Source organism: Bosea vestrisii, from assembly GCF_030144325.1.
GTDB lineage: Bacteria > Pseudomonadota > Alphaproteobacteria > Rhizobiales > Beijerinckiaceae > Allobosea > Allobosea vestrisii_A.
Genome location: NZ_CP126307.1, coordinates 2,497,491 through 2,511,335, shown reverse-complemented (window position 1 = coordinate 2,511,335; position 13,845 = coordinate 2,497,491). Strand labels below are relative to the sequence as shown.

Sequence of the window (13,845 nt, the reverse complement as noted above, 5' to 3'; positions counted from 1 at the left end):
TCAATCGACGTCGGCTGGCGTGAGGCGCTGGACGTAGCGCCGCAGCAGCGTTTCGAACGTCGCAAGCGCGGGTGTCACCGAGCGGCCGCTGGGCCGGATCATGACGATGTCGCGTGCGATCGTCGGATTAGCCAGCGGCCTGGCGATGACCCTGCGATGTGGCGCCGCGGCGCGTGCATAGGTCGGCAGCACGGCGACGCCGAGCCGTGCCTCGACCAATGCCAGCGCCGTCGTGATCTGCGAGACCTCATAGGCCGGCGTCAGCGGCATTCCGACCGTCTCGTAGGCGACCTCGACCAGGAGGCGGATGCCGCTGTCGCGCGTCAGGGTGATCAGCGGCTCGCCTTGCAGCTCGCGCCAGTCGACCGTCGCCGTGGCGAAGCGGCTGCTGGGGCTGCAGAACAGCATCAGGCTGTCGCGCGCCATGGGGATGCGCTCGATGCCGTCCTCCACGGCTGCGAAGGTTCCGAGGCCGCAATCGGCCCGGCCGATCCGGACGGCCTCGACGATCGTGTCCGTGCGCGCATCGATCAGGGCGATCCGGATGCCGGGATAGCGCTCGCGCATCTCCGCGATCGCCTCGGGCAGGATCGCCGCGGCGAGCAGTGGCGGGGCGGCCACGGTGATCCGGCCGCGCCGGCGCTCGGCGAGGTCGTTGGCGTTCTGGATGGCGAGGTCGAGATCGTGGACGATCTTGGCCGATGCGCCCTGGAACTCCCGCCCGCCTTCCGTCAGCTCGACCCGGCGCGTCGTGCGGTCGAAGAGACGGACGCCGAGGGCGTGCTCCAGGTCGCGTACCAGCTGTGACAGCGCCGGCTGCGCCATGTGCAAACGCTCAGCCGCCTTGGTGAAGGTGCCCAGCTCGGCAACGGCGAGGAAGGCCTGGATTTGTCGCAATGTGACTGCCATGGCCAATTTATAATCAGATCATCTGAATTAAGACAAATAAGCTGAATTCCATATGATCCAGGCTCCGGACATCATGCCTCGACATCGCGCCGCTGGCCGCTTCGTTCGAGGCTCTTCATGACCGCCTATCCCGATCTGCAGCTCTATATCGGCGGCGCCTGGCGCAAGACCTCCGACAGCCTGCCGGTGCTCAATCCGGCCGATGAGAATGTGATCGGGGCCGTCCCTGTGGCGACGCGCGCCGATCTCGATGACGCGCTCGCGGCGGCCAAGGAAGGTTTCAGGGTCTGGAGCCGGACCTCGCCGCGCGCCCGTGGCGAGATCATGCTCAAGGCGGCGGCGCTGATGCGGGGCCGCATCGACGAGATCGCCCATGCGATCACGCTCGAGCATGGCAAGCCCTTCGCCCAGGCACAGCTCGAGGTCATCCGCGGCTGCGAGTTCTTCGAATGGGACGCGGCCGAGGGCCAGCGCACCTATGGCCGGGTCATCCCGAGCGAGCCCGGCATCAAATACGTCGTGATGCACCAGCCGATCGGCATGGTTGCGGCGTTCTCGCCGTGGAACTTCCCGATGAGCCAACCGGCGCGCAAGATCGCCGGCGCGCTGGCGGCCGGCTGCTCGATCATCCTGAAGGCGGCGGAGGAGACGCCTGCCGGCGCCATGCACATCGCTCGCGCTTTGCACGATGCCGGCCTGCCGCCCGGCGTGTTCAACCTGGTCTTCGGCATCCCGGCCGAGATCTCGCGATATCTGATCCCGCAGGAGCAGACCCGACTCATCGCCTTCACCGGCTCGACGGCGGTCGGCAAGCATCTGACCCGGATCGCCGCCGACCATATGAAACCGGTGCTGATGGAGCTCGGCGGCCATGCTCCGGTGATCGTCTGCGACGATGTCGATCCGGTCGCGGCCGCAACGGCCTCGGCGATCCGCAAGTCGCGCAATACCGGCCAGGTCTGCACCTCGCCGACACGCTTCTTCGTGCAGAAGCCGATCTACGAGGCTTTCGCCAGGACCTTCGCCGAGAAGGCGCGCTCGGTCGTCGTCGGCAACGGTCTCGACGCTGCGACGCAGATGGGCCCGCTCGCCAATCATCGCCGCATCGAGGCGATGGAGACGCTGGTCGCCGACGCCAAGGCCAAGGGCGCGCGCGTGCTGGCCGGCGGCGAGCGCATCGGCAATCGCGGCTATTTCTTCCCGGTCACGGTCCTTGCCGACGTGCCGGACGAGGCCCGTGCCATGCGCGAGGAGCCATTCGGACCGCTCGCCCTGATCAGCCCGGTCTCGTCGCTCGACGAGGCGATCGAGAAGGCGAATTCCTTGCCTTTCGGCCTGGCGGCTTATGCCTTCACACACTCGGCAAGCAATGCCGACCGCATCGCGGATGGGATCGAGGCCGGCAACGTCTCGATAAACACGCTCGAGGCCTCGGTCGCCGAGACGCCCTTCGGCGGCGTCAAGGATAGCGGCTATGGCCGCGAGGGCGGCGCCGAGGGGCTCGCGCACTACACGGTCATCAAGAACGTCTCGCATCGCATGGCGATCTAGCCAGCGAACGCGGAGGAGGCAGTCGCATGAACTACGCCAGGAAAGACGCCAAGGCTTACGCCCGCGCCAATATGAAGGGCATCTGGGCGGCGGCGCTGACGCCCTTCACCCAGTCGCTCGCCATTGACGAGGATGGCGTGCGCGAGAACATCCGGCACTGGACCGAGGACCTGAAGATCGACGGCCTGTTCATCGCCGGCAAGCAGGGTGAGTTCTTCTCGATGTCGGTCGAGGAGCGCAAGCGCAGCTTCGAGCTCGCGGTCGAGGCCTCGGCAGGCAGAGGCCAGACGATCATGTCCTGCTCCGACCAGAACATGGACGTCGTCATCGACCTCGCCAGGCACGCCCAGAAGGTCGGCGCCGATTACATCGTCGTGCACGCGCCGCTGCTGCACTTCTTCAAGGCGCAGGACGAGACACTCTACGAATACTACCGGACGATCGCCGAAAAGGTCGACATCGGCATCGCGCTCTGGAGCCATCCGGATTCGGGCTATCTGATGAGCCCGCAGCTCTGCAACCGCCTCGCCGACATCGAGAACGTCGTCGCGATCAAGTACAGCGTGCCGCGCGCCATGTATGCCGAACTGACCCGGCTCGCCGGCGACCGCATCCTGGTCAGCACCGCCTCCGAGGAGGAATGGCTCGACAACATCGTCGAGCTTGGCTGGCAGCTCTATCTCTGCTCCTCGCCGCCCTATCTGATCCAGAGCGCAAATGATCTGCGCATGCGCGAATACACTGATCTCGCCTTTGCCGGCGAGGTCGAGAAGGCGCATGCCGTGCGCGACAGTCTCCATCCCGTGCGCGAGGCACTGCGCGTGACCCGGCCGGCCGAGAAGCCGCACGCGCATCAGAAATACTGGCAGGAATTGCTTGGCCAGGTCGGCGGGCGCGTACGGGCGCCCCTGCTCGAGCTGACAGAAACCGAGAAGGCGGCGACGCGTGCTGCCTTCGAGAGCTGCGGGCTGAAGCTCGCCGCGGGCCGGCCGTTGGCGAAGGCCGGCTGAAACTCAGGCAGGACGGCATTAACGGGAGAGTGAAGCGATGGCGACCGAAGGACGGCTCAAGGCCTTCAACTTCAAGAAGTGGATCGAGGAGAACGAGCACCTGTTGAAGCCGCCGGTCGGCAACAAGAAGGTGTTCTCCGACGGCCAGATGACCGTGATGGTGGTCGGCGGTCCGAACCAGCGCGCCGATTTCCATGACGACCCGGTGGAAGAGTTCTTCTACCAGCTCAAGGGCGACATGATGCTGAAGCTCGTCGACAACGGGAAGCATTACGACGTGACGATCCGCGAGGGCGACGTCTTCCTGCTGCCGCCGCATGTGCGCCATTCGCCGCAGCGCCCGCAGGAGGGCTCGATCGGGCTCGTGGTCGAGCCGGCGCGCCATGCCGACCAGGTCGATGGCTTCGAATGGTACTGCTTCGAGTGCAACGGCCTGGTGCATCGCATCGAACTGAAGGTCGGGGATCTCGTGAAGGACCTGCCGCCGCTCTACGAGGCCTTCTTCGCTGACGAGAAGGCCCGCACCTGCAAGCAGTGCGGCGCCCTCCACCCCGGCCGGAAGCCGCCGGCCGGCTGGGTCGCGCTCTGAGCGATGAGAGAGGCGCCGGTCCGCCCGGCGCCTCGACGCGCTTGCGCTGCGATCCAAAATTGTTTTAAGCTTAAAATAATTTCGTACATTCCGACGCACAATGATCGGAGGAGGGGAACCATGCAGCACCGCAAATCAGTATGCCTGGGATTGATGCTGGCAGCCGTCGCCTTGCCGGCGCTCGCCCAGCAAGCGCCGGTCAAGATCGGCATGGTCACCACGCTGTCGGGGCCGGGCGGCTATCTCGGCCAGGACATCCGCGACGCGTTCAAGCTGGCCATCGACATGAACGGCGGCAAGCTCGGCGGCGCGCCGGTCGAGCTCGTCGTCGAGGACGATGCGCTGAAGCCCGGCCAGGGCAAGCAGATCGCCGAGAAGATGCTGAAGACCGACGGCATCAAGATCATGACCGGCATCGTCTTCTCGAACGTCGCCGGCGCGACCGTGCCCGATATCGTGGATGCCGGGGCGCTCTATGTCAGCCCCAATGCCGCGCCGTCGAACTTCGCCGGCAAGGAGTGCAACGAGAACTATTTCGTTGTCTCCTGGCAGAACGACAGCCTGCACGAGAGCGCCGGCCAGCACGCCACCAATCTCGGCTACAAGAAGGCCTTCATCCTCGCCCCGAACTACCAGGCCGGTAAGGATGCGCTCGCCGGCTTCAAGCGCCTGTTCAAGGGCGAGGTCGCCGGCGAGGTCTATACCAGGCTCGACCAGACCGATTTCGCGCCGGAGATGGCGCAGATCCGCGCGGCCAATCCGGACGTGGTTTTTCAGTTCCATCCGGGCGGGCTCGGCATCGCCTTCCTGCGCCAGTACCAGCAGGCGGGTCTGCTCGGCAAAACCCCGATGGTGCTGGCCGAGCCGTCGCTCGACGCCACCACGCTGAAAGCCGTCGGCGACGCTGCGCTCGGCCTCAGCGTCACCGCGCACTGGAACACCGACTTCGACAACGCCTCGAACAAGGCTTTCGTCGAGGCCTTCACCAAGGCCTACAATCGCGTGCCGACCTATTACGCCAGCCAGGGCTACGACACCGCGCTCGCCATCGCCTCGGCGCTGAAGGCGACCGGCGGCAAGACCGACGTGCCGGCGCTGCGCAAGGCGCTCGCCAAGGCCGATTTCCAGTCGGTGCGCGGCGCCTTCAAGTTCGGCACCAACCAGCACCCGGTCCAGGATTGGTATGCGCTCAAGGTCGAGAAGGGGGCCGACGGGACGCCGGTGCTGAAGACCTCGGGCAAGGTGCTGAGCAATCACGGCGATGCCTACGCCAAGGATTGCAAGCTCTGAGTCAGCGCGTCTTGCGTACTGACCACGGCGAATAGGGCGCGGGAACCCCTCTCCTGGAAGGAGAGGGGTAGGGGTGAGGTGTTCGGGAGAGACATCATGAGCCTGAACTCAACCACACCGCTCGCGTCGCTGGTCCAACGGCCTACACCTTGCCCTGCCCTCTCCTTACAGGAGAGGGTTCCCCGCGCCCTTGTCGGGGCTGTCCGGTTCCCGCAACCATGACCCTCGTTCTCGAACAATTGCTCAACGGCCTGCAGTTCGGCGTGATGCTGTTCCTGCTCGCGGCCGGGCTGACGCTGATCTTCGGCATCATGGGCGTGATCAATCTCGCCCATGGCTCGCTCTACATGGTCGGCGCCTATGCCGCCGCCTTCGCCGCGGCGCAGACCGGCTCGGTCCTGCTCGCGGTACTGGCTGGCCTTGCGGCGGCCGCCCTGGTCGGTATGGCGATGGAGCTTTTCGTGCTGCGCCGGCTCTATACCCGCGACCATCTCGATCAGGTGCTGGCGACCTTCGCGCTGATCCTGATCTTCAACCAGAGCGTGACCATCCTGTTCGGGCGCCAGCCGCTCTTCGTCTCGGTGCCCCCGGCGCTCAACGGCTCCATCGAATTGCTGCCCGGCCTGATCTACCCGGTCTACCGGCTCATCATCATCGCCGTCGGCCTCGCCGTCGCGCTCGGGCTCTATCTGCTGATCAACCGCACACGCATCGGCATGCTGGTCAGGGCCGGCGCGACGCATCGCGAGATGGTCCGGGCGCTCGGTGTCGATATCCGCCTGCTCTACACTGCCGTCTTCGGCCTGGGGGCTCTGCTCGCCGGCCTCGCCGGGCTGATGGCCGGGCCGATCCTGGCCGTGCAGGTCGGCATGGGCGAGCAGATCCTGATCATGACCTTCGTCGTGGTGGTGATCGGCGGCGTCGGCTCGATCCGCGGCGCCTTCTTCGGCGCCCTGCTCGTCGGTCTCGTCGACACCTCTCTGCGCGCCTTCCTGCCCGGCCTGCTGCGCCAGGTCATGGCCGGCTCGGAGGCCGATGCGCTCGGCGCCGGCCTCGCCTCGATGGGCATCTACATGCTGATGGCCGTGGTGCTGCTGGTGCGGCCCAAGGGACTTTTCCCCGCCAATGTCTGAGGACGCCATCATCCACACCGGCTCCCCCGCGCCGAGCACTGGCCGCGCCCTGGCGCTGCTCGCGCTGGCCCTCGGCCTCGTCGCACTGCCCTTCCTGGTCCAGGCGCTCGGTCAACCCGCGCTGGTGCCGCTCGCGACCCGCGTGCTGATCTATGCGATCGCCGCGGCCAGCCTCAATCTGGCGCTCGGCTTCGGCGGCATGGTCTCGTTCGGGCACGCCGCTTTCTTCGGCGTCGGCGGCTATGTCGTCGGCATCCTTTATCGCAATTACGTCGACGACAGCCTCTTCCTCGGCCTGATCCCGGGCACGAGCCAGCTTCTGATCACGCTGCCGGCTGCGATCCTGGTCGGCGGCCTGCTGGCCCTGACGATCGGCGCGCTATCCTTACGCACCAGCGGCGTGCAGTTCATCATGATCACGCTCGCCTTCGCGCAGATGCTGTTCTTCCTCTTCGTCTCGCTCAAGGCCTATGGCGGCGATGACGGCATGACGATCCGCCGCCGCAATGAGCTCTTCGGCCTCAACACCCGCGACGACATCACCTTCTATTTCATCTGCCTTGCGGTCGCGGCGCTGATTTTCCTCGCTCTCTGGCGCATCATCGGCTCGCGCTTCGGCATGGTGCTGGCCGGTATCCGCCAGAACGAGCGGCGCATGGCGGCGATCGGCATCGCGCCCTATCGCTACAAGCTCGCCGCCTTCGTCATCTCCGGCATGGGCACCGGCCTCGCCGGCGCGCTGATGGCGAATTATCTGCGCTTCGTCAGCCCGGACATGCTGCATTGGACCAAGTCGGGCGAGCTGATGATCATGGTCATCCTCGGCGGCGTCGGCACCTTGCTCGGGCCGCTCTTCGGCGCCGCCGCCCTCGTCATCCTGGAGACGGTGCTGACCTCCTGGACCGAGCATTGGCAGCTCATCCTCGGGCCAATCCTGCTGCTGGTGGTCCTGTTCACGCAGGGTGGGCTCAACGGGCTGTTCAGCCGCCTCGGCATCGGCAGGAGCGAGCGATGACCCAGCCGCTCCTCTCGGTCCGGGGCCTGCGCAAGCGCTTCGGCGGCCTCATCGCCACCGACAGTGTCGACCTCGATGTCGTCGAAGGCGAGATCCACGCGCTGATCGGCCCCAACGGCGCCGGCAAGACCACGCTGCTGACCCAGCTCTTCGGCGAACTCAGCCACGATGCCGGGCAGATCCGGCTTGACGGCGAGCCGATCGACGCGCTGGCGACGCCGCAGCGCGTCCACCGCGGTCTCGCCCGCACCTTCCAGATCAACCAGCTGCTGCCGGATTTCACCATGCTCGACAATGTCGCGCTCGCGGTGCAGGCGCGGCAGGGACACAGCTTCCGCTTCTTCGCCGATGCTCGCCACGACAAGCGCCTGCGCCAGCGCGCCCGCGAGCATCTGACCGCCGCCGGCCTCGCGCACCGGGCCGAGGTCAAGGTCGCCGACCTCTCCCATGGCGAGCAGAAGCAGCTCGAATTCGCCATCGCGCTCGCCTGCGAGCCGCGTTTGCTGCTGCTCGACGAGCCGATGGCGGGTCTCGGCCATGCCGAGAGCGAGCAGATGGTCGCGATGCTCCTGGGGCTGAAGGGGCGCGTCACCATGCTGCTGGTCGAGCACGACATGGACGCCGTCTTCGCGCTTGCCGACCGGATCTCGGTGCTGGTCTATGGCCGGATCATCGCGACCGGCACGGCGCAGGAGATCCGCGACAACGCGGACGTCCGCACCGCCTATCTCGGCGAGGGGGACGCCTGATGCTGAGCGTGCGCAACCTGCAATCGGCCTATGGCGCGAGCCAGGTGCTGTTCGATGTCGGCCTCGACATCGGCGAGGGCGAGGTCGTCACCCTGCTCGGCCGCAACGGCATGGGCAAGACCACGACGGTGCGCTCGCTGATGGGGCTGCTCGCGCCCAAGGGCGGCGAGATCAGATTCGACGGCCGCGCGCTCAAGGGCAATACGCCGGAGGCGATCGCCCGCTGCGGCATCGGCCTGGTGCCGGAGGGGCGGCAGGTCTTCCCGACACTCACCGTGCGCGAGAACCTCGTCGCCACCGCCGCCAACCGGCTCGGGCGCTCTTCGCCCTGGACGCTGGAGCGGGTTTACGCCCTGTTTCCGCGCCTTCAGGAGCGCGCCGGCCAGTCCGCCCGCACCCTCTCGGGCGGCGAGCAGCAGATGCTCGCGGTCGGCCGGGCGCTGATGACCAATCCCAAGCTCCTCATCCTCGACGAAGCGACCGAGGGGCTGGCGCCGGTGATCCGGGCCGAGATCTGGCGCTGCATCGAGGCGCTGAAAGCGCAGGGCCAGTCGATCCTGCTGATCGACAAGAACATCGCCGTGCTCAAGCGCCTCGCCGACCGGCACTACATCATCGAGAAGGGGCGCACGGTCTGGTCCGGCTCCGGCGCCGAGCTCGCGGCCCAGGCGGAGATGGTGCATCGCTATGTCGGCGTCTGAGACCAATGTGCTGGAGCTCGTGGCGGAGAGCGCCGAGGCGGATCCCGTCGAAGCCCTGCGCGATGCGCTGAGTGCCCTTCTCGACGGCATGATCGCAGCCGGCCGCGGACCGCATCATCTGCTCGAGATGAGCTGGGCCTCGGAGCAACCCGCGGCGTTTCATCTGTCCCGTCACGAGATCGAACTGGCCTATCGCGAGGTCCTCATCGGCTTCCGGCCGCCGATCCGGCTGCTGCCTAAGGACGGGCCCGGCCTGACGGTGCGCGCGCGCCTTGCCGAGCCGGGGCCGCTGCCGGATGTCGAGGTCGACGGCTATGGCCTGCGCGAGCTCGCGCGCCAATACAGCCCACGCCTGCAGGCCAACATGACCGCACTGTTCCGACAGTGGAGCCGCGACGGCGCGGCCTTCCGCGCCGGCCATGCCGGGCTTGATCTCGCCTATGGGCCGGGCCGTTTCGAGACGCTTGATCTCTATCGCCCGGCCGGCGTGCAGCGCGCTCCGATTTTCATATTCATCCATGGCGGCTACTGGCAGGCTTCCGACAAGATCCAGCACGCTCAGTTCGCGCAAGGCCTGCTCGACGCGGGTTTTGCAGTCGCCCAGCCGAATTATGGGCTGGCGCCGGATACGCCGCTCGAAGCGAGCATCGCCCAGACCGTTACCTCGCTGAACCTCCTCGTTCGCGAAGCCGATGCGCTCGGCCTCGATCCGACGCAGTTGCATCTCTGCGGCCATTCCGCCGGCGGCCACCTTGCCGCGATGGCGCTATGCGATCCGGCGGCGCCGCCGATTGCCTCGGCGCTGCTGCTCTCGGGGCTCTATGATCTGAAACCGCTGGGGCATCTGCCGATCGGGCGGTTGCTCGGCCTCGACGATGTCGAGCGCGCCGTGCGCCTCAGCCCGCTCGGGCGGCCGCGCCCAACCGGCACTCGCATCGCCTTTGCCGTTGGCGAGGGCGAGAGCGAGGCGTTCAAACGGCAGTCGGCGATGCAGGCTGCTTCCTGGCATGCGCCTGAGCCGCTGATCTGCGCGGGGCATCATTTCAGCATGCTCGACGGGCTGAACGGCGGCGCGCTGCTCGATCTCGCCTTGCAGACGGCGAAGAGCTGATGGTGAGCCGCATGCGCAAGCCGCTTCGGATCGCACTCATCGGTTGGGGCGCGATCAGCCGGCGTGTCGCAGAACTGCTGGCGAGCGCGCAGGACGCTCGCGGTATCGCCATCGTCGCTGTCGGCGTACGTTCAAGCGCGCGAGCACACGATATCCCCGCTGGTGCGGAGCTCGTGACCGATCCTGGGCAGCTTGCCGGATTGGAGCTCGATCTCGTGGTGGAGGCCGCCGGCCGGGAGGCGGTGGCGATCTGGGGCGAGGCGGCTCTGCGCTCCGCTCCGGCTTTCGCGATCGCATCGGCCAGCGCGTTGACCGATGCCGCATTGCTCGAGCGCCTCCTGGCGACGGCAGAGGCCAACGGTAGCCAGCTCATTCTTCCCCCGGCGCGCTTGCCGGGGTCGACGCCATCGCGGCGGCATCAACGCTGCCGCTCGACGAGGTCGTCCACAGCATCGTCAAGCCGCCCGCGGCCCGGCGCGGCACGCCGGCGGAAGAGATGGTCGCGCTCGACGAACTAACCGCAGCGGTCACCTTCTTCACCGGCTCGGCCCGCGAGGCGGCGGTTCGTTTTCCTCAGAACGCCAATGTCGCGGCGATCTCGGCGCTCGCCGGCATCGGACTGGACAGAACCCGTGTCGAGCTCGTCGCGGACCCCGGCGTAGCCACAAACTGTCATCGCCTGAGCGTCTCCGGCGCCTTCGGGCGTCTCAACCTCACGATCGAGAACAAACCGCTCGCCGGTAACCCGAAATCGTCGGAGATGGCGGCACTCAGTCTCGTCAGGGCGATCAGGAATAGGATCAGCCCGCTTTCTCAATGATCTGCCCGCCTAGATTGGGATTCGGCCCGTCCCGCAGCGGTCAACCGGATCGAGGCGACATCTGTGCCTCGATCAGTTCCGCTGTCCTGCGATAATGCGCGGCGAGAAGATCCTGGGCCTTGTCGGCATCTCTCGCGAGAGCCGCGTCCATGATCTGCCGATGCTCGAACGCGACGTCGCGCGGGCCCGTCGGCATCTTTCCGGCGAGCGCTGGCAGGCGATAGCGCTGGGTCTCGACATGGAGCTGGTCGGACAGGTTGATCAGCCGGCGCGAGCCACATTTGGCGATGAGCGCCCTGTGGAACTCCTGATGGCGGATCTCGAGCGCTGAAAGCTCGTCGACGCTGAGCTCTCGGCCAAGCGGCGCGAGCCGGCGCACCTGCAGGTCGAGGGCGTGGAAGGCCGCGACGATGCCCGCCTCCCAGTCATCGTCGCCGCGAGCGATGGACCGCTTCAGTGCCTCGCATTCGATCAGCGTTCTTGTCTCCGTCACATCCCACATCTCCTCGATCGAGACCGGAGCGACTGAAAAGCCGCGCAGTGCCGCCGCGAGGACGAGCCTTTCGGTCTGCAGGCGGTTCAAGGCCTCGCGCAGGGGCGAGAAGCTCAGCCCGTAGCGCTGGCGCAGGAATTCGAGCCGTAGCGGCTGCCCGGGCTCGAAGACGCCCGCGACGATGTCGCTCCGCAGCTTCCGATAGGCGGTTTCGGCGGCCGTGAACGACGCCTCGGGGGACGCCGTCTCCTCATGGCTCGCCATAGCTGCCGCATTCCGCTTCACGCGCACGATTCGATCCCATTCCTCGGTTCCGGGTCGACCGTACACGAATACACATCTAACGCAAAAACATCTTTCTTTCGAAAATCCTGCATGCTAACCAAAATCAATAGTTTGAGAGGAGGTCGCCATGTCAACTCCGAAGCAGAACCACCGAGAGGACGTCGCCGGCCGGGCGAACGTCGAGGACACGCCAGAGCTGCTGGCCTATTACGAGCAGCTGGAGGCGCTCGAAGCAGGCGCGCTCTGGACCGTGGCCAACAAGATCGAGCCTTGGGCGCCCAAATCGGCCTCTGTCCCCGTGCTCTGGCGCTATCGCGACCTGCGCGAGCATGTGCTGCGCTCGGTCGAGCTGGTCACGCCCGAAAAGGCCGGCCGCCGCGTGATCTATCTGAACAATCCCGGCCGTCGGGACGTCTCCGCCGCCGTCGGCTGGCTCTATTCGGGCCTGCAGGTCATGCACCCCGGCGAGACGGCGTCCGCCCACGCGCATTCAGCCTCGGCGCTGCGCTTCATCATGGAAGGCGCCGGCGCGTACACGATCGTCGACGGCCACAAGATGACGCTCGGAGCCAATGACTTCGTGCTGACGCCGAACGGCACCTGGCATGAGCACGGCGTCTCGTCCGATGGCTCGACCTGCATTTGGCAGGACGGTCTCGACATCCCGCTGGTCAACACGCTCGAAGCAAATTTCTACGCGGTCCATTCCGATCTGCGCCAAGCGGTCGGCTATCCCGTCGACGACATGACCGGCGCCTGGGGCAATCCCGGCTTGCGGCCGGCCGGCCATGACTGGGGCAAGCCCTATTCGCCGCTGCTGAAATACGAATGGGCTCCGACCTACGAGGCGTTGACGCGGTTTTCCAAGGTGACGGACGGCTCGGCCTTCGACGGCGTCCTGATGAACTACGTCAATCCCGTCACCGGCGGCCCGGTGATGCAGACGATCGGCGCCTCGATGCAGATGCTGCGGCCGGGCGAGAAGACCAAGGCGCATCGCCATACCGGCAGCTTCATCTACCAGGTCGCCAAGGGCAGCGGCCACTCCGTCATCGACGGCAAGCGCTTCGATTGGCAGGAGCGCGACATCTTCTGCGTGCCATCCTGGGCCTGGCACGAACACGCCAACGCATCTGCCAGCGACGATGCCTGCCTCTTCGCCTTCAACGACATGCCGGTGATGAACTCCCTCGGCCTCTATCGCGAGGAAGCGTTCGGCGACCATGGCGGCCACCAGCCGCTCGCACTCTGAGGGCTGCCGATCATGCGTCTTGTAACCTATCGCAGCACGATCGAGGCCGCAGCGCGGCTCGGCGTCATCGAGGGTGATCTCGTCATCGACGTCGCCACGCTCGGCGCCGGTGCCGGCCTCGATCTGCCCTCGACGATGCTCGGCCTGATCGATCTCGGCCCCGCCGGGCAGGCGTCGCTGAGCGCGCTGCTGGACCAGCATCGTGGGCGCTGGCCTGCCCATTTCGCCTTCCCGCTCGCCAATGTCAGGCTGCTGGCGCCGATCCCGCGTCCGCGGAAGAACATTTTCGGCATCGGTCTCAACTATGTCGAGCACGTCGCGGAATCGGCCGCCGCGCTCGACACCTCAAAGGACCTGCCGAAGCAGCCCGTGATCTTCTCGAAGCCGCCGACCAGCGTCGTCGGCCCCGGCGAAGCGATCGAGCACAACGCCAAGATCACGCAGCAGCTCGACTGGGAGGTCGAGCTCGCGGTGGTCATGGGCCGGACCGCGCGCCGCGTCACGGAGGCCGAGGCGATGGGCTTCGTCTTCGGCTACAGCGTGATGATCGACGTCAGCGCCCGCGACAACCGCCGGGCCGGCCAGTGGATCTACTCGAAGGGGCAGGACACCTACGCGCCCTTCGGCCCCTGCATCGTGACGGCCGACGAGATCACCGATCCGCATGCGCTCGACCTCTGGCTGACCGTCAACGGGCAGACCAAGCAGCGCTCCAACACGCGCCACATGCTGTTCAAGATCCCGACCCTGATTGCGGACATCAGCGCGGCGATCACGCTGGAACCCGGCGACATCATCGCCACCGGCACGCCGGACGGCGTCGGGGCGGGCCGGACGCCGCAGGAGTGGCTCTGGCCGGGCGACGTGGTCGAGGCCGGCGTCGACGGCATCGGCCAGATCCGCCACCCCGTCGTGGCGGCCTGACATCCAAACGACA

At 66.7% G+C, this 13,845-nt stretch carries 15 protein-coding genes; 13 read left to right on the top strand and 2 right to left on the bottom strand.

Annotation, left to right across the window (positions count from 1 at the left end):
- Positions 1 to 909, bottom strand: coding sequence for a LysR family transcriptional regulator (locus QO058_RS12485; RefSeq protein WP_284172350.1), 909 nt, complete (start codon positions 907 to 909; stop codon positions 1 to 3).
- A 117-nt stretch (positions 910 to 1,026) separates the two neighbouring features.
- Between QO058_RS12485 and QO058_RS12480 the strand changes: the two genes are divergently transcribed.
- The 11 genes from QO058_RS12480 (at position 1,027) to QO058_RS31080 (ending at position 10,878) form a co-directional block, all read left to right on the top strand.
- Positions 1,027 to 2,460 (top strand): NAD-dependent succinate-semialdehyde dehydrogenase, encoded by a 1,434-nt coding sequence (locus QO058_RS12480; RefSeq protein ID WP_284172349.1) that lies wholly within the window; start codon positions 1,027 to 1,029, stop codon positions 2,458 to 2,460.
- Between the two features lie 26 nt (positions 2,461 to 2,486).
- Positions 2,487 to 3,470 carry a dihydrodipicolinate synthase family protein gene (locus tag QO058_RS12475; protein WP_284172348.1) on the top strand — a complete coding sequence of 328 codons (984 nt, stop codon included), beginning with the start codon at positions 2,487 to 2,489 and terminating at the stop codon, positions 3,468 to 3,470.
- A gap of 37 nt (positions 3,471 to 3,507) precedes the next feature.
- Complete coding sequence (locus tag QO058_RS12470) at positions 3,508 to 4,059, top strand: 3-hydroxyanthranilate 3,4-dioxygenase (RefSeq protein WP_284172347.1); 552 nt, start codon at positions 3,508 to 3,510, stop codon at positions 4,057 to 4,059.
- 120 nt (positions 4,060 to 4,179) lie between these two features.
- Complete coding sequence (locus tag QO058_RS12465) at positions 4,180 to 5,349, top strand: ABC transporter substrate-binding protein (protein ID WP_284172346.1); 1,170 nt, start codon at positions 4,180 to 4,182, stop codon at positions 5,347 to 5,349.
- A 218-nt stretch (positions 5,350 to 5,567) separates the two neighbouring features.
- The gene (locus tag QO058_RS12460; RefSeq protein ID WP_284172345.1) at positions 5,568 to 6,482 is read left to right on the top strand and encodes a branched-chain amino acid ABC transporter permease; all 915 of its coding nucleotides are present in this window, start codon (positions 5,568 to 5,570) and stop codon (positions 6,480 to 6,482) included.
- Positions 6,475 to 7,497, top strand: coding sequence for a branched-chain amino acid ABC transporter permease (locus tag QO058_RS12455; protein WP_284172344.1), 1,023 nt, complete (start codon positions 6,475 to 6,477; stop codon positions 7,495 to 7,497). The genes QO058_RS12460 and QO058_RS12455 overlap by 8 nt, the downstream gene beginning before the upstream one ends.
- Positions 7,494 to 8,246, top strand: a complete 753-nt coding sequence (locus QO058_RS12450) for an ABC transporter ATP-binding protein (RefSeq protein ID WP_284172342.1) — start codon at positions 7,494 to 7,496, stop codon at positions 8,244 to 8,246. The genes QO058_RS12455 and QO058_RS12450 overlap by 4 nt, the downstream gene beginning before the upstream one ends.
- Positions 8,246 to 8,947 carry an ABC transporter ATP-binding protein gene (locus QO058_RS12445; protein WP_284172341.1) on the top strand — a complete coding sequence of 234 codons (702 nt, stop codon included), beginning with the start codon at positions 8,246 to 8,248 and terminating at the stop codon, positions 8,945 to 8,947. The genes QO058_RS12450 and QO058_RS12445 overlap by 1 nt, the downstream gene beginning before the upstream one ends.
- Positions 8,934 to 10,058, top strand: a complete 1,125-nt coding sequence (locus QO058_RS12440) for an alpha/beta hydrolase (RefSeq protein ID WP_284172340.1) — start codon at positions 8,934 to 8,936, stop codon at positions 10,056 to 10,058. Before QO058_RS12445 ends, QO058_RS12440 begins: the two co-directional genes overlap by 14 nt.
- An 11-nt stretch (positions 10,059 to 10,069) precedes the next feature.
- Positions 10,070 to 10,576 carry a hypothetical protein gene (locus QO058_RS31085; protein WP_347976398.1) on the top strand — a complete coding sequence of 169 codons (507 nt, stop codon included), beginning with the start codon at positions 10,070 to 10,072 and terminating at the stop codon, positions 10,574 to 10,576.
- Positions 10,465 to 10,878 (top strand): aspartate dehydrogenase domain-containing protein, encoded by a 414-nt coding sequence (locus tag QO058_RS31080; protein ID WP_347976564.1) that lies wholly within the window; start codon positions 10,465 to 10,467, stop codon positions 10,876 to 10,878. The genes QO058_RS31085 and QO058_RS31080 overlap by 112 nt, the downstream gene beginning before the upstream one ends.
- Before the next feature lie 40 nt (positions 10,879 to 10,918).
- On the opposite strand, the gene QO058_RS12430 is transcribed toward QO058_RS31080, so the two are convergent.
- Positions 10,919 to 11,662 (bottom strand): GntR family transcriptional regulator, encoded by a 744-nt coding sequence (locus QO058_RS12430; RefSeq protein WP_284172339.1) that lies wholly within the window; start codon positions 11,660 to 11,662, stop codon positions 10,919 to 10,921.
- A 121-nt stretch (positions 11,663 to 11,783) separates the two neighbouring features.
- On the opposite strand from QO058_RS12430, the gene QO058_RS12425 reads away from it, so the two are divergent.
- Together QO058_RS12425 and QO058_RS12420 are read left to right on the top strand one after the other, a co-directional pair.
- A complete protein-coding gene (locus tag QO058_RS12425; protein WP_284172338.1) occupies positions 11,784 to 12,908 on the top strand; it encodes a cupin domain-containing protein in 1,125 nt (374 codons plus the stop codon).
- A 12-nt stretch (positions 12,909 to 12,920) separates the two neighbouring features.
- Positions 12,921 to 13,832, top strand: coding sequence for a fumarylacetoacetate hydrolase family protein (locus QO058_RS12420; protein WP_284172337.1), 912 nt, complete (start codon positions 12,921 to 12,923; stop codon positions 13,830 to 13,832).
- The last annotated feature ends 13 nt before the right edge of the window (positions 13,833 to 13,845 follow it).

Coding starts and splice junctions, on each gene's coding strand:
- QO058_RS12485 (WP_284172350.1), bottom strand. CDS start 909: ATGGCAGTCACATTGCGACAAATCCAGGCCTTCCTCGCCGTTGCCGAG.
- QO058_RS12480 (WP_284172349.1), top strand. CDS start 1,027: ATGACCGCCTATCCCGATCTGCAGCTCTATATCGGCGGCGCCTGGCGC.
- QO058_RS12475 (WP_284172348.1), top strand. CDS start 2,487: ATGAACTACGCCAGGAAAGACGCCAAGGCTTACGCCCGCGCCAATATG.
- QO058_RS12470 (WP_284172347.1), top strand. CDS start 3,508: ATGGCGACCGAAGGACGGCTCAAGGCCTTCAACTTCAAGAAGTGGATC.
- QO058_RS12465 (WP_284172346.1), top strand. CDS start 4,180: ATGCAGCACCGCAAATCAGTATGCCTGGGATTGATGCTGGCAGCCGTC.
- QO058_RS12460 (WP_284172345.1), top strand. CDS start 5,568: ATGACCCTCGTTCTCGAACAATTGCTCAACGGCCTGCAGTTCGGCGTG.
- QO058_RS12455 (WP_284172344.1), top strand. CDS start 6,475: ATGTCTGAGGACGCCATCATCCACACCGGCTCCCCCGCGCCGAGCACT.
- QO058_RS12450 (WP_284172342.1), top strand. CDS start 7,494: ATGACCCAGCCGCTCCTCTCGGTCCGGGGCCTGCGCAAGCGCTTCGGC.
- QO058_RS12445 (WP_284172341.1), top strand. CDS start 8,246: ATGCTGAGCGTGCGCAACCTGCAATCGGCCTATGGCGCGAGCCAGGTG.
- QO058_RS12440 (WP_284172340.1), top strand. CDS start 8,934: ATGTCGGCGTCTGAGACCAATGTGCTGGAGCTCGTGGCGGAGAGCGCC.
- QO058_RS31085 (WP_347976398.1), top strand. CDS start 10,070: ATGCGCAAGCCGCTTCGGATCGCACTCATCGGTTGGGGCGCGATCAGC.
- QO058_RS12425 (WP_284172338.1), top strand. CDS start 11,784: ATGTCAACTCCGAAGCAGAACCACCGAGAGGACGTCGCCGGCCGGGCG.
- QO058_RS12420 (WP_284172337.1), top strand. CDS start 12,921: ATGCGTCTTGTAACCTATCGCAGCACGATCGAGGCCGCAGCGCGGCTC.